This is a genomic window from Brevundimonas sp. SPF441 (assembly GCF_009661015.1).
Lineage (GTDB): Bacteria > Pseudomonadota > Alphaproteobacteria > Caulobacterales > Caulobacteraceae > Brevundimonas > Brevundimonas vesicularis.
In genome coordinates, this window is the sequence record NZ_WJWX01000019.1 from 11,816 (window position 1) to 31,478 (window position 19,663).

The 19,663-nt window shown below is 66.1% G+C and carries 21 protein-coding genes; 10 read left to right on the plus strand and 11 right to left on the minus strand.

All coding sequences use genetic code 11. The features are described from left to right. Positions 1-63: 63 nt before the first annotated feature. A complete protein-coding gene (locus GGC30_RS11400) occupies positions 64-573 on the minus strand; it encodes an HAD-IIIA family hydrolase (RefSeq protein WP_153924161.1) in 510 nt (169 codons plus the stop codon). Further along, entirely contained in the window at positions 570-1,646 is a 1,077-nt protein-coding gene (locus GGC30_RS11405) for an AGE family epimerase/isomerase (RefSeq protein ID WP_153924163.1), read from the minus strand. The genes GGC30_RS11400 and GGC30_RS11405 overlap by 4 nt, the downstream gene beginning before the upstream one ends. A 175-nt stretch (positions 1,647-1,821) precedes the next feature. Between GGC30_RS11405 and GGC30_RS11410 the strand changes: the two genes are divergently transcribed. From GGC30_RS11410 to GGC30_RS11425, 4 genes are all read left to right on the plus strand, one after another. Next, the gene (locus tag GGC30_RS11410) at positions 1,822-2,985 is read left to right on the plus strand and encodes a DegT/DnrJ/EryC1/StrS aminotransferase family protein (RefSeq protein WP_153924165.1); all 1,164 of its coding nucleotides are present in this window, start codon (positions 1,822-1,824) and stop codon (positions 2,983-2,985) included. Between the two features lie 4 nt (positions 2,986-2,989). Further along, the gene (locus tag GGC30_RS11415) at positions 2,990-3,922 is read left to right on the plus strand and encodes a Gfo/Idh/MocA family protein (protein ID WP_153924167.1); all 933 of its coding nucleotides are present in this window, start codon (positions 2,990-2,992) and stop codon (positions 3,920-3,922) included. Positions 3,923-3,969: 47 nt separating this feature from the next. Further along, a complete protein-coding gene (locus tag GGC30_RS11420) occupies positions 3,970-4,473 on the plus strand; it encodes a hypothetical protein (protein WP_153924169.1) in 504 nt (167 codons plus the stop codon). Between the two features lie 217 nt (positions 4,474-4,690). Continuing rightward, a complete protein-coding gene (locus tag GGC30_RS11425; protein ID WP_153924171.1) occupies positions 4,691-5,488 on the plus strand; it encodes an exodeoxyribonuclease III in 798 nt (265 codons plus the stop codon). 3 nt (positions 5,489-5,491) lie between these two features. Here the strand turns inward: GGC30_RS11425 and GGC30_RS11430 are convergent, their stop codons facing one another. After that, on the minus strand, positions 5,492-6,991 hold the full coding sequence (locus GGC30_RS11430) for a PLP-dependent aminotransferase family protein (RefSeq protein WP_370451963.1): 1,500 nt from the start codon (positions 6,989-6,991) through the stop codon (positions 5,492-5,494). Between the two features lie 11 nt (positions 6,992-7,002). Between GGC30_RS11430 and GGC30_RS11435 the strand changes: the two genes are divergently transcribed. Then, the gene (locus GGC30_RS11435) at positions 7,003-7,602 is read left to right on the plus strand and encodes a YitT family protein (RefSeq protein ID WP_153924179.1); all 600 of its coding nucleotides are present in this window, start codon (positions 7,003-7,005) and stop codon (positions 7,600-7,602) included. A 4-nt stretch (positions 7,603-7,606) separates the two neighbouring features. Here GGC30_RS11435 and GGC30_RS11440 read toward each other — a convergent pair whose 3' ends face one another. Together GGC30_RS11440 and GGC30_RS11445 are read right to left on the minus strand one after the other, a co-directional pair. Continuing rightward, the gene (locus GGC30_RS11440; RefSeq protein ID WP_066627096.1) at positions 7,607-8,293 is read right to left on the minus strand and encodes a response regulator transcription factor; all 687 of its coding nucleotides are present in this window, start codon (positions 8,291-8,293) and stop codon (positions 7,607-7,609) included. A 65-nt stretch (positions 8,294-8,358) separates the two neighbouring features. After that, positions 8,359-9,075 (minus strand): YggS family pyridoxal phosphate-dependent enzyme, encoded by a 717-nt coding sequence (locus GGC30_RS11445; RefSeq protein ID WP_153924181.1) that lies wholly within the window; start codon positions 9,073-9,075, stop codon positions 8,359-8,361. Here GGC30_RS11445 and GGC30_RS11450 point away from each other — a divergent pair. Next, positions 9,074-9,718 carry a thiamine phosphate synthase gene (locus GGC30_RS11450; RefSeq protein WP_228763715.1) on the plus strand — a complete coding sequence of 215 codons (645 nt, stop codon included), beginning with the start codon at positions 9,074-9,076 and terminating at the stop codon, positions 9,716-9,718. The genes GGC30_RS11445 and GGC30_RS11450 overlap by 2 nt on opposite strands. Positions 9,719-9,728: 10 nt before the next feature. Here GGC30_RS11450 and GGC30_RS11455 read toward each other — a convergent pair whose 3' ends face one another. Next, the gene (locus GGC30_RS11455; RefSeq protein ID WP_066627100.1) at positions 9,729-10,109 is read right to left on the minus strand and encodes an NtrZ family periplasmic regulatory protein; all 381 of its coding nucleotides are present in this window, start codon (positions 10,107-10,109) and stop codon (positions 9,729-9,731) included. A gap of 363 nt (positions 10,110-10,472) precedes the next feature. On the opposite strand from GGC30_RS11455, the gene GGC30_RS11460 reads away from it, so the two are divergent. From GGC30_RS11460 to holA, 4 genes are all read left to right on the plus strand, one after another. Continuing rightward, complete coding sequence (locus GGC30_RS11460; RefSeq protein ID WP_017505409.1) at positions 10,473-10,937, plus strand: DUF3576 domain-containing protein; 465 nt, start codon at positions 10,473-10,475, stop codon at positions 10,935-10,937. Between the two features lie 174 nt (positions 10,938-11,111). After that, a complete protein-coding gene (gene leuS, locus GGC30_RS11465; protein WP_370451964.1) occupies positions 11,112-13,691 on the plus strand; it encodes a leucine--tRNA ligase in 2,580 nt (859 codons plus the stop codon). Beyond that, positions 13,691-14,170: an LPS assembly lipoprotein LptE gene (lptE, locus tag GGC30_RS11470; RefSeq protein WP_153924187.1), complete on the plus strand. Its 480-nt coding sequence runs from the start codon at positions 13,691-13,693 to the stop codon at positions 14,168-14,170. Before leuS ends, lptE begins: the two co-directional genes overlap by 1 nt. Then, positions 14,167-15,219, plus strand: coding sequence for a DNA polymerase III subunit delta (holA, locus tag GGC30_RS11475; RefSeq protein ID WP_370451965.1), 1,053 nt, complete (start codon positions 14,167-14,169; stop codon positions 15,217-15,219). Before lptE ends, holA begins: the two co-directional genes overlap by 4 nt. A gap of 2 nt (positions 15,220-15,221) precedes the next feature. Here the strand turns inward: holA and GGC30_RS11480 are convergent, their stop codons facing one another. The 5 genes from GGC30_RS11480 to mnmG are packed head-to-tail and all read right to left on the minus strand — an operon-like array spanning position 15,222 to position 19,657. Then, complete coding sequence (locus GGC30_RS11480; protein ID WP_055755069.1) at positions 15,222-15,404, minus strand: hypothetical protein; 183 nt, start codon at positions 15,402-15,404, stop codon at positions 15,222-15,224. 26 nt (positions 15,405-15,430) lie between these two features. Then, entirely contained in the window at positions 15,431-16,321 is an 891-nt protein-coding gene (locus GGC30_RS11485) for a ParB/RepB/Spo0J family partition protein (RefSeq protein WP_153924189.1), read from the minus strand. A gap of 24 nt (positions 16,322-16,345) precedes the next feature. After that, the gene (locus tag GGC30_RS11490) at positions 16,346-17,164 is read right to left on the minus strand and encodes a ParA family protein (protein ID WP_039246649.1); all 819 of its coding nucleotides are present in this window, start codon (positions 17,162-17,164) and stop codon (positions 16,346-16,348) included. After that, complete coding sequence (gene rsmG / locus GGC30_RS11495; protein ID WP_153924191.1) at positions 17,145-17,777, minus strand: 16S rRNA (guanine(527)-N(7))-methyltransferase RsmG; 633 nt, start codon at positions 17,775-17,777, stop codon at positions 17,145-17,147. The genes GGC30_RS11490 and rsmG overlap by 20 nt, the downstream gene beginning before the upstream one ends. Then, the gene (gene mnmG, locus GGC30_RS11500; RefSeq protein WP_153924193.1) at positions 17,777-19,657 is read right to left on the minus strand and encodes a tRNA uridine-5-carboxymethylaminomethyl(34) synthesis enzyme MnmG; all 1,881 of its coding nucleotides are present in this window, start codon (positions 19,655-19,657) and stop codon (positions 17,777-17,779) included. Before mnmG ends, rsmG begins: the two co-directional genes overlap by 1 nt. Between the last annotated feature and the right edge of the window lie 6 nt (positions 19,658-19,663).

Below are 19,663 nucleotides of genomic sequence, written 5' to 3' on the forward strand. Positions count from 1 at the left end.
TGGCGATGTCCTCCGATTTTGGCTCAGAGTAATTCACCAAGCGAGGAAATGCGACGCCCGGTCTTAGAGACCGACCACATCGCGCACGAAAACGTCCAGATCGCCGCCTTCGAAGAGGTAGCCCGCCACCCCGGCCCGCTCACCGGCCTGCAGATCGCGCTTCTGATCGCCGATGATGAAGGACTGCGTCGGGTCCAGATCGTGCTGGGCGATGGCGCGCAGCAACATGCCCGGATTGGGCTTGCGATCAGGGTGGTCGGGATGGCGATAGCGCGCCTCGATCGCCTCGGGATGGAAGGGCGCGGAATAGACGGCGTCGATGATCGCCCCCTCTTCGGCCAGTCGCGCGACCAGCAGATCATTGAAGGCGTTCATGGTCTCTTCGCTGAACAGGCCCCGCGCCACGCCCGACTGGTTCGTCACGATCACGGTGCGATAGCCGGCCTGGTTCATCCGCCGCACCGCCGCCGCCGCGCCGGGGATCAGCTTCAGATCCTCGGGCCGATGCGGATAACCGCTGTCCTTGATCAGCACCCCGTCCCGATCCAGAAAGGCGGCGGGCCGGCCGGTCATGCGTCGCTCCGAAGCAATTCCGAAAAGGCGGTCATCAGGTGATAGAGGCTGGACGCGGGCACGGCCGCATCGTGCGAGCGGCCATCGGCGTCGTAACTGTCCACCCATAGGCCCGGCACGGCGGTGGCCAAATGCGTGTCGAATACTGCGGCGATCAGTGCCGAAACGCCTGCGTCGCCAAAACTCAACCCCGTGCGAATGGCCTCGGTCTGGGCCCACAGACGCCGCCCGCCATCCAGCACCTCTCCCGCCGGGCCGATCTCACGGATGGCGAACCCGTCGCGATAACCCTGGGCTGCCGCTCGACGATGCAGCGCCGTGGCCAGATCTGAATCGTCCCCGGCCTGCTTAAGCAGCCAGGCCCATTCTTCGAGGTGGCCCGGCTCGATCACTTGACCCGTTGCGGGATCGGCGGACCAATCCTCGGTGAAATATTCGCGGATCGCGCCGTCGACCAGGAAGCGGTGTTTGCACAGGTCCAGCGACGCCCGCGCCGCCGCCTCGAACGCCGGATCGGGCGCGAGGGCCTGCCAGGCCAGCATCGCCTCCAGCATATGCATGTGGGGATTTTGACGCCGCGGCAGGCGTGGCGGCAGGGCCTCCTCCCATCCCCCATGCGGAGACGCCATCAACCGATCGATTGCAGCCAGCGTCTCTAGCGCCAAAGGCCGCGCTCGCGCATCATTCAGGACGTGGTGCGCCGTCGCGAGCGCGAACAGAACGAAGGCCAGGTCGTAAAGATCAGCCGTCTCATCGACCACCACGCCGTCGTCATCGGTTGCCGAGACCCAAAGGCCGTCGTCACGTCGGCGACTGGATATCAGTTGATCCAGCCCGACCTGGGCCACCGCTCGGCCCTGCGCCCATCCCAAGGCGGCCGCTTCGCAGAACACATAGACCTGACGCGCCTGAACCCGCGTGCGACGACGAAGACCGATCACCGGCCGGCCATCGAGATCCAGCTGCTCGAAGAAGCGCCCCTGCGCATCGATGCCCCGCTCGGCCCATAGCGGCAGGGCATGGTCGAACAGCCAGTTCGAGACCCTGGTCCGGGCGGCGGAAAGCGTCGTCATGGCGCTGGCTTAGGACGCAAGCCGACGGGCGCCAAGACCTGTGTGCGGTAGCAAAGGGCAACGCGATGTGACGCCGCGCGATTTGGCCCGCGCGCCCGATCTTGCTAGGACGACCCGACATTCGCGGCCTGCCTGTCCGGCCGCCGCCCCCGATCCCCCGTGGAGAGCGTCCCCCATGATCCCCTTCATCGACCTTCAGGCCCAGCGCCAACGCCTCGGCGGCAAGATCGAGGCCGCCGTTCAGGAGGCCGTCGTGGGCGGCGCCTGGGTCATGGGTCCGCAGGTCCGCCAGTTCGAGGCCGACCTCGCCGCCTTTGGTCAGGCCAAGCACGCCTTGGGCTGCGGCAACGGCACCGACGCCCTGATCCTGCCGTTGATCGCCTGGGGCGTTCGCACCGGCGACGCCGTCTTCTGCCCCAGCTTCACCTTCACGGCCACGGCCGAGGTCGTGCCGTGGCTGGGCGCCTCGGCCGTGTTCGTGGACGTCGACGCCCACACTTACAATATGGACCCGGCCAAGCTTGAGGCGGCCATCGAAGCGGTCAAGGCCGAAGGTCGCCTGACGCCCAAGGTGGTCATCGCCGTCGATCTGTTTGGTCAGCCGGCCGACTATCCCGCCATCCGCGCGATCTGCGACCGCCATGGGCTCAAGCTGATCTCGGATTCGGCGCAGGGCTTCGGATGCACCCTGAACGGCGACCATCCGCTGAAGTGGGCCGATGTCACCACGACCAGCTTCTTCCCGGCCAAGCCTTTGGGCTGCTACGGCGACGGCGGGGCGGTGCTGACCGACGACGACGATCTGGCTCAGGAAATGGATTCCCTTCGCGTGCACGGCAAGGTCGTCGCCAAGGACCTGGAGGCCGGCGCCGCCGCCTTCGCCCACGATCCCAAATATCTGGCCATGCGCATCGGCATGAACAGCCGGCTGGACACCATCCAGGCCGCCATCCTGATCGAGAAGCTGAAGGTCTTCGGTCAGGAGATCGAATGGCGCAACCGGATCGCCGCCCGCTACAACGAACGCCTCGCGCCCCATGTCTCGGCCGTGCCCCACGTCATCGACGGCGGCGTCTCCATCTGGGCTCAGTACACGATCGAGCATGAGGACCGCGACGGGCTGGCCGCGCACTTGAAGGATCAGGGCGTGCCCACCGCCGTCTATTATCCGGTGCCCATGCACATGCAGCCGGCCTATCAGCGCTTCCCTCAGGGTGCGGGCGGCCTGCCCGTCACCGAACGGCTGAGGGACCGGGTCCTCAGCCTGCCGATGCACGCCGATCTGGACGAGGCGACCCAGGACAAGGTCGTCGCCGCCGTCGCCAGCTACAAGGGCTAAGCCTATGCCGAACACCCCCGCCCTCAAGATCGGCGTCGCCGGCGTCGGCGTCATGGGCCGCAACCATGCGCGCGTCGCCTCCGAGATGCGCGAGTTCGACCTGACCACCGTCTTCGATCCCGATGCGGTGACGGCCGAGGGCGTCGCCGCCGCCTATGGCGCATCGCCTGTCACGACGGCCCAGGCCTTCGTCGACGCCGGCCTGGACGCCGCCATCGTCGCCACGCCCAACCGGTTCCACGCCGAGATTGGCGTCGCCCTGCTGGAAAAGGGCGTCCACGTCCTGGTCGAAAAGCCGATCGCCGCCAGCGTCGCCGACGCCCAGCGCATGATCGATGCAGCCAAGGCCAATGACCGCGTTCTGATGGTCGGTCAGGTCGAGCGCTTCAATCCGGCGGTCGAAACCGTCAAGCGGGCTGTGACTGACGACGACATCATCTCGATCCAGATCACCCGCGTCGGTCCGTTCCCGCCCCGCATGGGCGAGGTCGGCGTGGTCATCGATCTGGCCGTGCACGACATCGATATCATCCGCCACCTGACGGGTTCCGAGATCGTCGAGGTCCAGCCGCAACTGGCCCGCACCCGCGCGGACCGCGAGGACACGGCCCTGCTTCAGTTCCGCCTGGACAGCGGGGTGATCGCCCATATCACCACCAACTGGGTCACCCCCTACAAGACCCGCACCCTGCAGGTCGCGACCAAGACCAAGTTCATCGTCGCCGATCTGATCACGCGCCAGGTCACCGAATATTTCGGCCAGCAGCCGGACGGCTCCTATTCGACCCGGATACTGAACAGCTGGCCGGCCGAACCGCTGAAGAAGGAGCTGGAGGCCTTCGCCCGCGCCATCACGACCGGCGAAACGCCGGCCGTCACCGGCGAAGACGGCCTGCGCAATCTCGAGGTCGCGCTGCGCTGCCTCGGCGAACACTGATCGGATCAGGCCCCGTTCTCGCCGCAAAACCTGAGGAAGAGAAACGTATGCGCCGTATCACCGCCACCGTTCTCGCCCTGATCGTCGTCGGTTCGGCAGCGGCGCCCGCCCATGCGGACACTCGCTACCTGGCCTATAATGCGTCGGACCGGATCACCCAAGCGCTGACCAAGGGCGTCACCTTGCAGGTGCGGCGCGGTCTGTTCGGCGCTGTGCAGGTCGAGCGTCTGTTCTCCACCACCGCGCGCGGCACGGCAGGCTTCACGCGCGGCGGACCGGACGCCGCGCGACGCGTCCTGCCGCAGGGCGCCGAGGAAAACGACATCTATGCCATCGATCAGGACGGCGACGGCCGCGGCCTGTCGCGCGCCCTGTGTCCCGGCGCCGACGAGGTCTGGCTGATCATGGGTCGCGTCCGTGCGCCCCGTCCCCTGACGATGCAGGCGGTGGGTCGGTGGTCGGACGGCGCCTATCGACACTGCGTAACGCTCAGCTACGACTGGCGCGGCGAATGGGCGACGGCCCCGCAAGCGCAAACGCCACGAGACTGATCCGCGTTTAGACTGTTTCATAATGAGCACGCACAAGCGGGCAATTGTGACGATTTGACTTTTATATTCGTCAGTGACACTTTGGGCACACGAGCGGCGGCGGCCGTTCTACCGCCCTGGAATATCCCCCTCCCCGGCGGCGAGAGAGACGAACCTCCCAGAGCCCGGCCCGTCGCGGCCGGGCTTTTTTTACGCGGCGCGCCTGCTAGACGGGGGCATGACCCTTCGCCTCGCCACCTGGAACATCAACTCCGTCCGCCTGCGCATCGACCAGGTCGCCCGTTTCGTCGCCGAACGCGCGCCCGATGTCCTGATGCTTCAGGAGATCAAATGCACCACGGACCAGTTCCCGCGCGGCGCCTTCGAGGACATGGGCATGCCCCACCTTCGCGTGGCGGGCCAGAAGGGCTGGCACGGCGTCGCCATCGCCAGCCGCCTGCCGCTTGAGGACAGCGACACCTTCCAGGTGTGCAAACTGGGTCATGCGCGCTGCGTCTCGGCCCGCGTGTCCGGCATCGACGTGCAGAACTTCTATATCCCCGCCGGCGGAGACGTTCCCGACCGGGTGCTGAACCCCAAATTCGATCACAAGATGGATTTCTACGAGCAGCTGACCGCGATCGTGGCCAAGCAGGACAAGTCTCGCCCCCTGGTCATGGCAGGCGACTTCAACATTGCACCGGGAGAGGGCGATGTCTGGAACCACCGCTATATGTCCAAGATCGTCAGCCACACGCCGATCGAGGTGGAGACCCTGAACCGGCTTCAGGAGACGGGCGGTTTCGCCGATGTGCTGCGCGACCGCTTCCCCGAGCCCCAGAAACTGGCCAGCTGGTGGAGCTATCGCGCCGCCGACTTCCGCAAATCGAATCGCGGTCTGCGCCTGGACCACATCTGGACCTCGCCCGGCCTGACCCCCGCCGTTGTCAAGGACACCGCCCGCATCCACGACGACGTCCGCGAATGGGATCGTCCCAGCGACCACGCGCCGGTGACGGTCGATCTGGACGTGTGATCCTCAATAGACGGCGACCGGCTTGACCGACCCCGCCGCCTTTCGCCCCCGGCCGACCTTTCTGGCGGCGCGCCCTAGCCGGGCCACCGCCTCGTCCAGCTGATCTTCCGGCAAGGTATAGGGCAGGCGCAGCCGGCGTTCGAAGGCGCCGTCGACGCCGAATCGCGGACCGGCGGCGAGGCGCAGGCCTTCGGCCTCGGCTGCGATCGTCAAAGCGGAACTGATCGGCCCCGGCAGCCGCGCCCATAGGGACAGTCCCCCAGCCGGGCGCGGACAGACCCACTCAGGCAGTTTTTCGGCGAGCCGCGCCCGCAGATGATCCCGCCGGGCGCGCAAGAGGGGCCGACGCGCCGCCAGGGCCTTGCCGCCGTCGTTCAAAAGTTCGACCGCCGCCAGCTGCTCCAGGATCGGGACACCCAGATCGAAGCTGGCGCGACTTTGGGCCAGGCGCTGGATCACCGCCCGGTCCGCGCGGATCCAGCCGATCCGCAAACCGCCCCAGACGCTCTTGGACATCGAACCCAGCCTGACGATCCGCGGCGCATCGACGGCCGAGGCGCTGAGCGCCGGCGGTCCGCTCAAGGTCAGTTCGACCAGTGTCTCGTCCAGCACCAGCAGGGTCTCCGACCCCTTGAGCCCCGCCAGCAAGCGCGTCCGGTCCGCCGCCCGCATCATCCGGCCGGTCGGATTGTTGTGGTCCAGCACCAGATAGGCCATCGCCGCGTTGCTGCTTCGGCAGGCCGCAACCAGACCCTCGACGTCCCAACCCTCCTCGCCCTCGCCGTCCGGCAAGGCGACGGGTACGGCGCGACCGCCCGCCGCCAGGATGGCGTCGATCGCCTGCGGATAGGTGGGATGGTCGAACACCACCGGCGCGCCTGGCCGCGTTGTCAGGCGCAGCAGATGGACCAGTCCGTTGTGCGCGCCATGCGTGATCAATATCTGCCCCGAAGAGGTCGCCAGGCCGCGCCGCCGGTATCCCGCGGCCACCGCTTCGCGCAGTTCCTCCAGCCCCGACGTCTCATAACCGTGTCCTGGCAGGTTCGCCGGCAATCGCTCCAGCGCCCGCACATAGACCGCATGCACATTGGCATCGGCCGGCAGGACGGCGGCGGTCAGGTCGATCAGGCCGGCCTTGTCCGTTGGCGTCGCCTCATGACGCGGCGACGGTCCGGTCGGCAGGCTGGTGCGTGCGGCGGCGCCCTGCCCGCCGGTCAGGAACCCGTCATCCCGCAGGCGGCGGTAGGCGGCCGAGACGGTCGTTCGACTCAAGCCCAGCGCCTGCGCCAGTTCCCGCTCGCCCGGTAACCGCGCCGCCAAGGGCAGTCGGCCATCCAGAATCAGCAGTCGTATCGCCCCTGCGAGCTGCCGGTAGGCTGCGCCTGCACCCGGCGACCGCCAAGCGCCCAGGTGGCGCGTCAGAGAAACAAGACCGATCGACCGCGACGACATGGGGCCAGAATGGCATAACTGGCTCTGTTTTCGATAGCCAGTTTGGCGCATCTGATCGGTTTATGACCCGTCGCCTGATCCAGCTGTTCATCGGCCTCGTCCTCTACGGCCTCTCCATCGCTATGATCGTTCGCGCCGATCTCGGTCTGGATCCGTGGGACGTACTGAACCAAGGGGTGTTCGAGCGGTTCGCGAAACCCGCCGGGATCAGCTTTGGTCTGGTGGTCAATCTGATCGGTATGGCCGTGCTGCTGCTATGGATTCCCCTGCGCCAGAAGCCGGGGATCGGGACCGTCGCCAATGTGCTGGTCATCGGCACGGTCGCCAACGTCGGCCTAGGCTGGATTCCGTCCGACCTGGGCCTACCGCTCCGGGCCGGCCTGCTCATCGCCGGCATCGTCCTGAACGGCGTGGCCAGCGGGGCCTATATCGGCGCAGGCCTCGGTCCCGGCCCCCGCGATGGCCTGATGACCGGCATCGTCGCGCGTACAGGCTGGCCGGTGAAATGGGTGCGGACGGCCATCGAACTGACCGTTACCGCCGCCGGCTGGCTCTTGGGCGGGTCGGTCGGAGTGGGCACGGTGCTCTACGCCCTGACCATCGGCCCGCTGGTCCACATCTTCCTGCCGCTGTTCACGATCCGCCCGAAGACGGCCGACTGAGCCCTTAAGGCTGCAGCCGGTATCCGCCCGCGTCGGTCAGCAGCAGACGCGCATGGCCCGGTTCCGGTTCGATCTTCTGGCGCAGGCGATAGATATGGGTTTCCAGCGTATGCGTCGTGACCCCGGCGTTGTAGCCCCAGACCTCGGTCAGCAACTCTTCGCGCGACACCGGCTTGGCCCCGGCGCGATAGAGGTATTTCAGGATATTGGTTTCCTTTTCGGTCAACCGCACTTTCTTGCCCTTTGAGTCCATCAGCACCTTGGCGGCAGGCCGGAACTCGTAGGGGCCAATGGTGAAGACGGCGTCCTCGGACTGTTCATGACTGCGTAGATGGGCGCGGATGCGCGCCAGCAGCACGGCGAACCGGAAGGGCTTGGTGACATAATCGTTGGCTCCGGCGTCCAGGCCCAGGATGGCGTCGGCGTCCGCCGATTGCGCCGTCAGCATGATGACCGGTGTCGAAACCCCGTCCTTGCGCAACAGGCGACAGGCCTCGCGGCCATCCATGTCGGGCAGATCGACGTCCAGCAGGATCAGATCGGCGCGGATCTCGCGCCCCATCCGGACGCCATCGGTCGCGGTCGCGGCCTGCTGGGTCTTGAACTCCTCATGCAGGTTCAGCTGCTCGGCCAGGGCCTCGCGCAGGTCGTCGTCGTCGTCAATGATCAGAATGGTCTTGGGCGTAGGCATGGGACAGACAATGGCGAGGCTTGGCCCCCGCGCCAAGGCTTGGGGGTGCGAATATTCACATCGGGTTACGAGCTAGAGGGCGTTTCGGGTCGATTTCGTTCCCCGAACAAGGCCGTTCCGACCCTGACGTGCGTCGCGCCGCACCGTATGGCGGTCTCGTAGTCGCCGCTCATGCCCATCGAAAGGACCAATACACCGTTGCGTTCGGCCATGGCCCGCAACATCTGAAAATGTGGCCCTGCATCCTGATCCGCCGGGGGAATGCACATCAGACCCTCGACCGTCAGCCCATAGGTGTCGCGCGCCGCCGCAATCAGGGCGTCGGCGGCATCGGGCAGGACGCCGGCCTTCTGGGGCTCCGCGCCGGTGTTGACCTGGACCAGGACGCGCGGCGATCGGCCGCGCTTTTCGCCCGCCTGCGCCAGGGCGCGCGCCAGTTTTTCACGGTCCAGGGTTTCGATCACATCGAACAGGGCGACCGCATCCTCGGCCTTGTTGGTCTGCAAGGGGCCGATCAGCCGCAACTCCAGGCCCGGCAAGGCTTCGCGACGATCAGCCCACCGGCCCTGCGCCTCCTGCACCCGGTTTTCGCCGAAGATCCGCTGACCCGACGCAAGGATGGCGTCGATAGCCTCGGGGGCTTGCGTCTTGGACACGGCGGTCAGGGTCACGTCCGCTGGATCCCGACCGGTCGCATGGCAGGCGGCGTCGATGCGCGCCCGCACCTCGGCGACCCTTTCGGCGATGGACGGGGCGGAAAAAGCGGAGGAAGAAGAGGTCATGATCCTGCCGGCCGGTTACAGCGACGATGCGCGCGCGCTCTGGAACGCCGCGACCGCTCTAAACCGCGCCGCCGCCGCTGTCAGCCCGGCCGCCGCAGCGTTGCCGCCGATGCTGTTCTTCACCGACCCGGATCGCACGCCCCGACCGTGGGAGACGGCGGCGCGCCTGCCCGCCGGCTCGGCCGTGGTCTATCGCGCCTTTGGCGCCTCCAATGCCGTCGAGACGGGGCATCGGCTTCGGGAAGCGACGGCCGATCGGCGCGTGAAACTACTGGTCGGGCTGGCCCCCGATCTGGCCGAGGTGATCGACGCCGACGGGCTCCACCTGCCCGAACGTGCTGTAGAGCAGGCCGCGCGCATTCGCTCGGATCGACCCGGCTGGATTCTGACGGCGGCCTGGCACGGCCTATCCCCACCGCCCGAAGATCTGAATGCCCTGATCCTGTCGCCGGTGTTTCCGGCGGGCGGCGCGTCCGCCGGCAAACTCGCCCTGGGCGTCGCGGCATTCGAACGGCATGTCAAAGCCGCCAGCCTCCCGGTTTATGCGCTGGGCGGCGTCACGCCAGAGAACGCCGCAACGCTCGCACACACGGGCGCATGCGGCCTGGCGGCGGTGAATGCGATCCAGTCAGCGTTTCGCTGACCGGTCGAGATCAGAATTTGAAGATTGTTTCCAGACGGACGCGGGGCTGGGCCCGGCCGTTGGTTTCGGGCGCGCGGGCCGGATCGGCTTCCGGCGTGCTGACGGCCGCAGCGGCGCCGACACGCAGACGGTCGTTCAGGCGGTAATAGGCGCCGGCCTCGACATCACCCCAGTCGGTCTCGCGACCCACGGGCTGATTCAGGTTGAAATCCAGACCCCAGCGGCCACGATCGTTGAGGCGCAGACCGCGACGCTGCGGCGCCGGCGCATTGCGCTGCGCCGCCTGGGCCTCCGAAAGGGAAACGGTGGATGTGCTTTGGGCGAGCGCCGACGTCGACGCGGCCATCGCCGTCGTCGCCATCATCACAGCCAGGAAACCACCGAACCGCATACCAAATCCTTCGAACCCCGCCATGAGGCGGCATTTCAACCCTGAACCGACCTTATATGGTCGTGAGCCCCGCGATTAGACACCGGGCGTCTGCGCGGTCAACGCAATGAGCCGGCGATAACAAGGTTCCCGCGCATTGTTGTCGGCGTATGTGTCTCAAGCGTCACGGGATTCGGGCGGATTCCGGCGAAATCTCACAGGCCCTTCACAAAACACCGCGACGCGCGAGGCGACGGGAACCGACTTCGCCTTGTCATCGCCCCTTTTCGCCGTGTTATAGAGCCTGGCAGTCGGCATTCCCCATGCCGTGCGCGCGTGCGGGCGAGGGCTCTCACGTCCCTGAGTTTACGGAGACTTCTCTTGATGAGCCTCAACAAGGCCCTGGTTCGGAACGTCGCGGTCGTGCTGGTCTCGGGCGTGGCCCTGGGCGCCTCCCTGTCGGCCTGCTCGAGCATTCCCTTCGTCGGCGGCAAGAAGTCTGCGCCCAAGACGAACGTGCAACAGGGCATCGGCGTCAACGCCTTCCTGTGGCGCGCCTCGCTCGACACCCTCAGCTTCATGCCGCTGCTGACCGCCGATCCGTGGGGCGGCGTCATCAACTATGACTGGTACATCAACCCCCAGACGCCGAACGAGCGCTTCAAGGCGACCGTCTTCATCCTGGACACCCGTCTGCGCGCCGACGCGCTGAACGTCACGGTGACCAAGGAAGTGAAGGGCGCCGATGGTCAGTGGACCGCCGCCCCGGTCGCCGCCCAGACCGAGGCCGATCTGGAAAACGCCATCCTGACCAAGGCGCGCCAGCTGAACCTGTCGAACGCCGGTTAAAGCCGGCGCTCGCATTATTTTGGCGCTACCGCCTTTCGGCTGCTTGAGCGCCGACTGGTTTAGTTTCGTCGGACCTTCTGGGAACGACGAAACGTATTACTTCTTGGGCGCTGTCGTCCTTCGGGCTAGTTGAGCCGGGAGGGCGTCAGCGCCCTTTCGACTTTCAGGACGACCGTGGCCCGTTACGAACCCAAGACCGCCGAACCCCGCCAGCAGGCCCGATGGGCCGAGGCTTCCTCCTTCGTCACGAAGGACACCGGCCGGCCGAAATACTATGTGCTTGAGATGTTCCCCTATCCGTCGGGCAACATCCACATGGGTCACGCCCGCAACTATGTGATGGGCGACGTGGTGGCGCGGTCCAAGCGCGCGCAAGGTTACGACGTTCTGCACCCGATGGGCTGGGACGCCTTCGGCATGCCGGCCGAGAACGCGGCCATGGAGCGCGGCATCCATCCCAAGGGTTGGACCTATTCCAACATCGCCAATATGCGCGAACAGCTGAAGCTGCTGGGCCTTTCGCTGGACTGGTCGCGTGAGTTCGCCACCTGCGACCCGGAATACTATGGCAAGCAGCAGGCCTGGTTCCTGGAGCTGTATCGGCGCGGTCTGGTCTATCGCAAGGATGCGGTGGTCAACTGGGATCCGGTCGACAACACGGTCTTGGCCAACGAACAGGTGATCGATGGACGCGGTTGGCGCTCGGGCGCCCTGGTCGAGAAGCGCAAGCTGAACCAGTGGTTCCTTCGCATCACCGACTATGCCGACGACCTGATCGACGGCCTGAAGACCTTGGACCGCTGGCCCGAAAAGGTCCGGCTGATGCAGGAGAACTGGATCGGCAAGTCCAAGGGCGCGACCCTGTGGTGGGACATCGCCGAGGCGCCGGCCTTCCTGCCCGCCTCCCCCGAGGGCGAACCCAACCACGCCCGCGATCCGATCGAGGTCTACACCACCCGCCCCGACACCCTGTTCGGCGCCAGCTTCCTGGCCCTCGCCCCCGACCATCCCCTGACCAAGGCCATCGCCGAACACCGGCCGGACGTGGCGGACTTCATCAAGTCTTGCGCTCAGACCGGTACCAGCGAAGCCGAGATCGAAAAGGCTGAGAAGCTGGGCGTGGATCTGGGCGTTCGCGTCCGCCATCCCTTCGATCCGGACAAGACCCTGCCCGTCTGGGCCGCCAACTTCGTGCTGTCGACCTATGGTTCGGGCGCGATCTTCGGCTGCCCGGCCCATGACCAACGCGACCTCGACTTCGCCCGCAAATACGATCTGCCGGTGACGCCGGTGGTCAAACCCGACGACGCCGAGACAGTCGAAATCGGAACCGAGGCCTACGTCGGCCCCGGCCGCATCTTCAACTCCGACTTCCTGAACGGCATGGACGTCGAGGCCGCCAAGGCCGCCGCGATCGCCAAGGTCGAGGCCGCCGGCCAGGGCCGCGCCGAAACCATCTATCGCCTGCGCGACTGGGGTGTTTCGCGCCAGCGGTATTGGGGCTGCCCGATCCCGATCATCCACTGCCCGTCCTGCGGTGTCGTAGAGGTTCCCGCCGATCAGTTGCCGGTGGTCCTGCCTGATGATGTGACCTTCGACGTGCCCGGCAATCCCTTGGCGCGTCACGCGACCTGGAAGCACGTCAAATGCCCGTCGTGCGGCGTCGACGCGACGCGCGAGACCGACACGCTCGACACCTTCGTCGATTCCAGCTGGTATTTCGCGCGGTTCACCGACCCGACGGCCGAGGCGCCGATCGACAAAGCCGCCGCCGACCGTTGGCTGGCTGTCGATCAATATATCGGCGGGGTCGAGCACGCGGTCCTGCACCTGCTGTACGCTCGCTTCATCACCCGCGCCCTGTCTGACGCCGGCATGTTGTCGGTGAAGGAGCCGTTCGCCGGCCTGTTCACCCAAGGCATGGTGGTCCACGAGACCTATCGCCGGGCCGACGGCGCCTGGGTCGAGCCGACCGACGTGGAGCTGAAGAACGACAACGGCGTCCGCTCGGCCCGCCAGCTTTCGACCGGCGAAATCCTGGTCATCGGCGACATCGAAAAGATGTCGAAGTCCAAGAAGAACGTCGTCGCGCCGGCCGAAATCCTGGAAAGCCACGGCGTGGACGCCGGTCGCCTGTTCGTCCTGTCCGACAGCCCGCCCGAGCGGGACGTGCAGTGGACCCCTGGCGGCGTGGAGGGCGCCAGTCGCTTCGTCCAGCGCGCCTGGACCCTGTTCGACACCTATGACGCCGGTTTCGCGGGCGAGGACAAGGCCAACGCCGAGCTGCTGCGCGAAACGCACAAGGCCATCAAGGCCGTGTCCGAAGGGGTCGAAGGTTTCCGCTTCAACTCGGCCATCGCCAAGCTCTATGCCTTCGTCTCCACCATTCGCGACAATGCCCAGGCCGGCGGCGACGCCAAGCGTCAGGCACTTTCGGCGCTGGCCCGTCTGATCGCCCCCTTCACCCCGCACCTGGCCGAAGAAGCCTGGACGCGGCTGGGGGAAGACGGGATGGTTCTGGACGCGCCGTGGCCCGTGTGGGACGCTGCGCTCGCGGCCGACGACGAGGTGGTCCTGCCCATCCAGATCAACGGCAAGCGTCGCGCGGAAATCCGCGTGCCGCGCGGCATGGAGCCGTCCGAGGTCGAAGCCCTGGTCCTGGCCGACGAAACGGTCAAGGCGCGGCTGGAGGGTCTGAGCGTGAAGAAGATCGTCGTGGTCAAGGACCGCATCGTCAATCTGGTGGCCGGCTGATGCGTATTGCGGCGGCTCTCGCGGTTCTCGCGTCTCTCACGGTTTCCGCCTGCGGCTTCACGCCCATGTATGCCGAGCCTGCCGTGGGTTCATCCCTGCGCCGGATCGCCGTCACGACCCAGGACGACCGCCTGGGCTATCGCCTGCGCGAGCAGCTGGAAGACGTCCTCGCCTGGGATCGCGGCGCGACGCCGCTGTATCGCCTGACGACCGAGGTCCAGCAGAACCGCCGCTCGCTGGGTCGCCGCATTGACGACACCGCCACCCGCTATGAACTGACGGTCAAGGCGACCTGGATCCTGACCCCGGCCAGCGGAGGAACGCCCGTCAGCGGCACGGAAACGGTCACCACGACCTACGCCACCGCCGACCAGCCCTATGCCGCCATCGCCGCCCAGCAGGACGGAGAGGAGCGCGCCGCAGCCGAACTGGCTCGCCTGATCCGACTGGATCTGATGCAGGCGATGTCGAACCCGTGATCCTGGCCAAACGCCCTGAGATCGATCGCTTTCTGAAGGCGCCCGATCCGGCGATCCGGGCGGCGGTGATCCACGGCAAGGACCGGTCAGGCGTCGCCGAGCGGGCCGAGGTATTGTGCAAGACGGTCACGCCCGACCTGAACGACCCCTTCAATGTCACCGTCCTGACCGACAGCGACATCGATGGCGATGAAACGAAGCTGGAAGAAGCGCTGACGGCCATGTCCCTGATGGGCGGCCGTCGTCTGGTGCGCATCCGTCTGTCGACGCTTAAGCCCGGCGTGGACAAGGCTGTCGCCGCCGCGCTGAAGATCCACGCCGACGGCGGCTACAATCCCGACGCCATGATGGTGGTTGAGGTCGACCAGCTGGGCCGCGAATCCGCGCTCAGAAAGGCGGCCGAGAAGGAAAACGGCGCGGTCGGCATCGTCTGCTACGAGGACGAGACCGGCGATGTCGCCCGCATGGTCCGTGAAGCCCTGGCCGCCGACAAGGTGGGCCTGACGTCCGACGCCCTGGACCGTTTCGTCGCGCGCCTGCCGCGCGAGCGGGGCTTGATGCGGCAGGAGATCGAGCGCCTGGCCCTCTTCATCGGCCCCGGCTCCGGCAAGACGCTGGATATGGACGCGCTGGAGCATCATCTCGGTGTCGAGCCGGACGCCTCCCTGTCGGATGCGGCGCTTCAGGCTTTCGGCGCGCGTCCCGGCCCGGCGCAGGCGGGGCTCAGGCGCGCCTTCGCCGAGGGCGAATCGTCGGTGCTCGCCGTTCGCTCCGCGGCGATCCATCTCGGAAAGCTACGTCGGATCAATATCTTGCAAGCCAGCGGCGCGAACGCCAAGGAGGCCGCCAAGGCCGCTGGCGTCTTCTGGAAACAGGAGGCGGAAATGCTGCGTCAGGCGCGATCCTGGCGGCTGGAAGCCCTGGACGAGGTTTTGGACAGCATCAACACGGCCGATGTCGCCACCAAGACGACCGGAATGCCGGACCAACTGATCGCCGAACGCCTGCTGCTGGAAATCGCAGGTCGCGCCAGACGCCTGGGGCTGTAGCCCTAGCCGCGCTTGGACGCCTTGCGGAAGGCGGGCTGGGCCATGGCGACATTGCGCGCCGACACAGCTTTCTCTTCGGCCTTGGCGCCCGGTTGGGCGTTGAATCCATGACCCGCCTTGGCCTTCTTGGCGGCGAGCGCCTGTTTCAGCTTGTCGGCGGCTGTGGGTGTCGTGTCTTCAGTCATATCGACACACTAGCACAGTCTAGCGCTCAGCCGCGCATCAAACGGCGGCACAGGTCGTCGAGCTGCTCCAGCGAGCCGTAGCCGATCGTCAGTTCGCCCTTTCCGCCCTTGTCCGACAACTGCACTTTCAGGCCCAGCGCATCGGCCAGATCCTGCTGCAGGGCGGCGACATCGGCCGCCCCTTCCCCGCCGACGGCCGCCGACGCCGACTTGGTCTTCGTCGGCTTCGGCCCCTCGACCGCACGGCGCGCCAGGGCCTCTGTCTCACGGACGCTGAGACAATCCACGAAGGCGATGTCCGCCAACTGGCCCGGATCGGGCGTATTGATCAGGGCTCGGGCGTGACCCGCGGACAGCTTGCCTTCGCGCACATAGAACAGCACCCGCTCGGGCAGTTGCAGCAGGCGCATGGTGTTGGCCACATGGCTGCGACTCTTGCCCACGACGCCTGCCACCGCATCCTGCGTCCGGCCGAACCGCTCCATCAACACGCGATAAGCCTCGGCCTCCTCCAGCGGATTCAGATCTGCGCGTTGGACATTCTCGACGATCGCGACCTCAAACACCTCGACGTCGTCCATCTCGTGGACCACGATCGGCACCTCGGTCAGGCGCGCCGCCTGTGACGCGCGCCAGCGGCGCTCGCCGGCGATAATCTGCCAGACGCCCTCCTCACCCGGTTGGGTCCGCACCAAAATTGGCTGCAGAACCCCCTTGTCGCGGATCGACGCGGTCAGTTCCTCCAGATCCTCCTGGCGGAAGGTCTTGCGCGGCTGGTCCGGATTGGGCTTCAGGCTTTCGATCGGCACGCGTTGCACGCCGGCGGGCACAGGGGCGTCAGATGCGACCGGCGCCTCGGCGTCCTGCCCCATCAACGCCGACAGGCCGCGGCCCAGACCTCTTTGTCGTTCAGCCAAGATATTGTTCCGTTTCTAATAAACTCACGCGGCCAGCTTCAGCCGCTGGCGTTCGCGCTTCACCACTTCCTTGGCCAGCCGCAGATAGGCCTGGCTGCCCGCGCACTTCAGGTCATAGATCAGCGCCGGCTTGCCGAACGACGGCGCCTCGGCGACGCGGACGTTACGCGGGATCACGCTCTCATAGACCTTGTCGCCAAAGTGAGCGCGCACGTCGTTGGCCACCTGGCCCGACAGGGCGCTACGACGATCGAACATCGTCAGGACCAGGCCCTGGATTTCCAGCGATGGATTGAGGCTGTGCTTGACCATATCGATGGTGCGCATCAGCTGGCTCAAACCTTCCAAGGCGAAGAACTCGCATTGCAACGGCACCAGCACCGCGTCCGCCGCCGCCATCGCATTCAGCGTCAGCAGGTTCAGCGACGGCGGGCAGTCGATCAGGACGTAATCATACGCGGTAGGGCCGTCGTCGTGCGCGCGAAGAGCATCACGCAGCCGATAGGAACGGCGATCCGCTTGGCTCAGTTCGATCTCAACGCCCGACATGTCCGCGTCGGCCGGGACGATCCACAAACCCGGCACAGTCGTCTGCACCGAAGCATCCGCGATGGAGCGCTGGTCAACGACGACATCATAGATGGTTACCCGCCGTGTTTCACGTGGAACACCCAGACCCGTTGAGGCATTGCCCTGCGGGTCCATATCCACGATCAGTACGCGCTCCCCGATGGCGGCCAGGGCGGTGCCGAGGTTGATGGCTGTCGTCGTCTTGCCGACCCCGCCCTTCTGGTTGGACACGGCGAGGACGCGGGCGGGCTTTCTAGCGCGTTGAGCGGGCACGGCGGAGGCTCCGGATTGTCACGATGCGGCCGCGCACGTCGCTTTGCGACGGGGCCAGTTCAGCCTCGAAATGCCAGGATTTGCGCGCTTCGATCAACTCGGATTCGGCACGCTCCCCCTTCAGGAACAGACCTTGTGCACCCCTTTGGAAGTAGGGCTGTGCATAACCCAGCAGTTTCTCCATTGGCGCGACGGCTCGGGCGGTGACGATGTCACACGTCACAGTCTGCGCCTCAGCCCGACCGACGATGACCGTCGCCGGCAATGACAATGCATTCACAACCTCCTGAAGGAATCGGCAGCGCTTGGCCAGGCTATCGATCAGCCAGACATGGGCCCCATCCCGCCCCTTCAGCATGGTGGAAAGCACTAGCCCGGGAAAGCCGGCCCCTGCCCCCAGATCCGCCCAGGTCTTCGCGTCCGGCACCAGATCAAGCAGTTGCGCACTGTCCCAGACATGGCGGTTCCAGAAGTCTGGCAGACTGTCCGGGCCGACTAGATTCATCACCGCATTGGCCTCGACCAATCGCAGTCGAAAGGCTTCGAGGTCGGCGATCTGTTCCGCTGACGCATTGGCGCGTGCACGGAACGTCTCTTGTTCAGCCTCCAACATCAGGCCGCGACCGATGCCTTGGGCGCGCGCTTCACATAGGCCAGCAGCGCCGTCAAAGCGCCGGGCGTCATGCCCTCGATCCGGCCAGCCTGGCCCAGGGTCCGAGGTTGCACGCGAGCCAACTTCTCCTTCACCTCGTTCGACAGACCGCCGACGGCGCCGTAGTCGAGATCGGTCGGAAGCATCAGCCCCTCCTCCACCTTCAGAGCGTCCGCATCCTGCGATTGGCGATCCAAATAGTTGGCATAGGCCGCGTCGATCTGGACCTGCTCGCGGACTTCATTGGTCCAATCGGCAATGACGGGCACTGCCGAGAGGAATTGATCCAAAGTCACATCGGGGAAGGCCAACAGTTCGCGCATCGACCGTCGACGACCATCAGCATTTACAGATATGCCGAGTGCGCTGGCTTGGTTGGGGGTGAACAGTGTTTCACGTGAAACAGCACTCGCTGCCGCAAGCGCCAGGGCCTTGGCTCCAAACCGAATACGCCGCTTATAGCCAACAATGCCGAGTGTGGTCGCAATGGGTGTGAGCCGAAGGTCAGCGTTATCCGCTCGCAGCGTCAGCCGATATTCCGCCCGGCTGGTGAACATCCGGTACGGTTCGGTGACACCGCGTGTCACCAGATCGTCGATCATGACGCCGATATAGGCCTGATCACGCCCCAGGATCACCGGCTCCTGGCCGGCCGCTGAACGCGCGGCGTTCAGTCCCGCCATCAGCCCCTGCGCCGCCGCTTCCTCATAACCCGTGGTGCCGTTAATCTGACCGGCCAAGTACAGTCCGGGACGCCTTTTCACCTCTAGCGCCGCCGTCAACTCGCGCGGATCGACGTAGTCGTATTCAATGGCGTAGCCGTATCGAAACACCTCGACCGCCTCCAACCCCGGGATGGTGCGAAGGAAGGCGAGTTGTGTCGGCTCTGACACCGAGGTGGAGATCCCGTTCGGATAGACCGTCGGATCGTCCAATCCTTCCGGCTCGAGGAAGATCTGATGGCTCGTCTTGTCGGCGAACCGAACGACCTTGTCTTCGATCGACGGACAGTAACGCGGCCCCCGTCCCGAAAGCTTGCCGCCATAGACGGCGCTCTCCCCAAGATTCTCCGCGATGATCCGATGGGTATCTTCGGTCGTGTGGGTCACACCGCAGGCGATCTGGGGCACATCGATCCGGTCTGACAGGAAGGAAAAAGCTGACGGCTCCTCGTCCGCCTGCTGCATTTCCAGACGTTCCCAGGCGATCGTCCGACCGTCCAGGCGTGCGGGCGTGCCCGTCTTCAAACGCCCCATCATCAGGTCGGCCGCATGAAGATCGGCGGCCAGACCGGTCGAGGGCTCCTCACCATGCCGCCCCGCCGGGATGCGTTCATCGCCGCGATGGATGACGCCGTTCAGAAAGGTGCCGGTCGTCAGGACGACTGCCCCAGCGCGAACCGTCTCTCCCGCGCCGGTCACGACGCCGACCACACGGTCGCCTTCTAGGACAAGCCGCTCGGCCGTCCCCGCCATCAGGGTCAGGTTGGGCGTCCCCTTCAGTTCGGCCTGCATGGCCTCGCGATAAAGGCGACGGTCGATCTGGCTGCGCGGGCCCCGAACAGCGGCGCCCTTGGACCGGTTCAGGAGGCGGAATTGGATGCCTGACACATCGGCCAGCCGGCCCATCACGCCGTCCATGGCATCGATCTCGCGAACGAGATGCCCCTTCCCCAGCCCCCCGATAGCCGGATTGCACGACATCTCGCCGATCGTCTCCAACTTCTGGGTGAGCAAGACGGTGCGGGCGCCCGCCCGCGCGGAGGCCGCCGCCGCTTCACAGCCGGCGTGGCCGCCGCCAATGACGACGACGTCGAATACGAGATCAGGGTGAGAAATCATTGCCGC

What these genes read in the sequence shown, in the direction of transcription:
- GGC30_RS11400 (WP_153924161.1), bottom strand. Translation starts at nt 573, where the DNA reads ATGACCGGCCGGCCCGCCGCCTTTCTGGATCGGGACGGGGTGCTGATC.
- GGC30_RS11405 (WP_153924163.1), bottom strand. Translation starts at nt 1,646, where the DNA reads ATGACGACGCTTTCCGCCGCCCGGACCAGGGTCTCGAACTGGCTGTTC.
- GGC30_RS11410 (WP_153924165.1), top strand. Translation starts at nt 1,822, where the DNA reads ATGATCCCCTTCATCGACCTTCAGGCCCAGCGCCAACGCCTCGGCGGC.
- GGC30_RS11415 (WP_153924167.1), top strand. Translation starts at nt 2,990, where the DNA reads ATGCCGAACACCCCCGCCCTCAAGATCGGCGTCGCCGGCGTCGGCGTC.
- GGC30_RS11420 (WP_153924169.1), top strand. Translation starts at nt 3,970, where the DNA reads ATGCGCCGTATCACCGCCACCGTTCTCGCCCTGATCGTCGTCGGTTCG.
- GGC30_RS11425 (WP_153924171.1), top strand. Translation starts at nt 4,691, where the DNA reads ATGACCCTTCGCCTCGCCACCTGGAACATCAACTCCGTCCGCCTGCGC.
- GGC30_RS11430 (WP_370451963.1), bottom strand. Translation starts at nt 6,991, where the DNA reads ATGCGCCAAACTGGCTATCGAAAACAGAGCCAGTTATGCCATTCTGGC.
- GGC30_RS11435 (WP_153924179.1), top strand. Translation starts at nt 7,003, where the DNA reads ATGACCCGTCGCCTGATCCAGCTGTTCATCGGCCTCGTCCTCTACGGC.
- GGC30_RS11440 (WP_066627096.1), bottom strand. Translation starts at nt 8,293, where the DNA reads ATGCCTACGCCCAAGACCATTCTGATCATTGACGACGACGACGACCTG.
- GGC30_RS11450 (WP_228763715.1), top strand. Translation starts at nt 9,074, where the DNA reads ATGATCCTGCCGGCCGGTTACAGCGACGATGCGCGCGCGCTCTGGAAC.
- GGC30_RS11445 (WP_153924181.1), bottom strand. Translation starts at nt 9,075, where the DNA reads ATGACCTCTTCTTCCTCCGCTTTTTCCGCCCCGTCCATCGCCGAAAGG.
- GGC30_RS11455 (WP_066627100.1), bottom strand. Translation starts at nt 10,109, where the DNA reads ATGCGGTTCGGTGGTTTCCTGGCTGTGATGATGGCGACGACGGCGATG.
- GGC30_RS11460 (WP_017505409.1), top strand. Translation starts at nt 10,473, where the DNA reads ATGAGCCTCAACAAGGCCCTGGTTCGGAACGTCGCGGTCGTGCTGGTC.
- lptE (WP_153924187.1), top strand. Translation starts at nt 13,691, where the DNA reads ATGCGTATTGCGGCGGCTCTCGCGGTTCTCGCGTCTCTCACGGTTTCC.
- GGC30_RS11480 (WP_055755069.1), bottom strand. Translation starts at nt 15,404, where the DNA reads ATGACTGAAGACACGACACCCACAGCCGCCGACAAGCTGAAACAGGCG.
- rsmG (WP_153924191.1), bottom strand. Translation starts at nt 17,777, where the DNA reads ATGTTGGAGGCTGAACAAGAGACGTTCCGTGCACGCGCCAATGCGTCA.
- mnmG (WP_153924193.1), bottom strand. Translation starts at nt 19,657, where the DNA reads ATGATTTCTCACCCTGATCTCGTATTCGACGTCGTCGTCATTGGCGGC.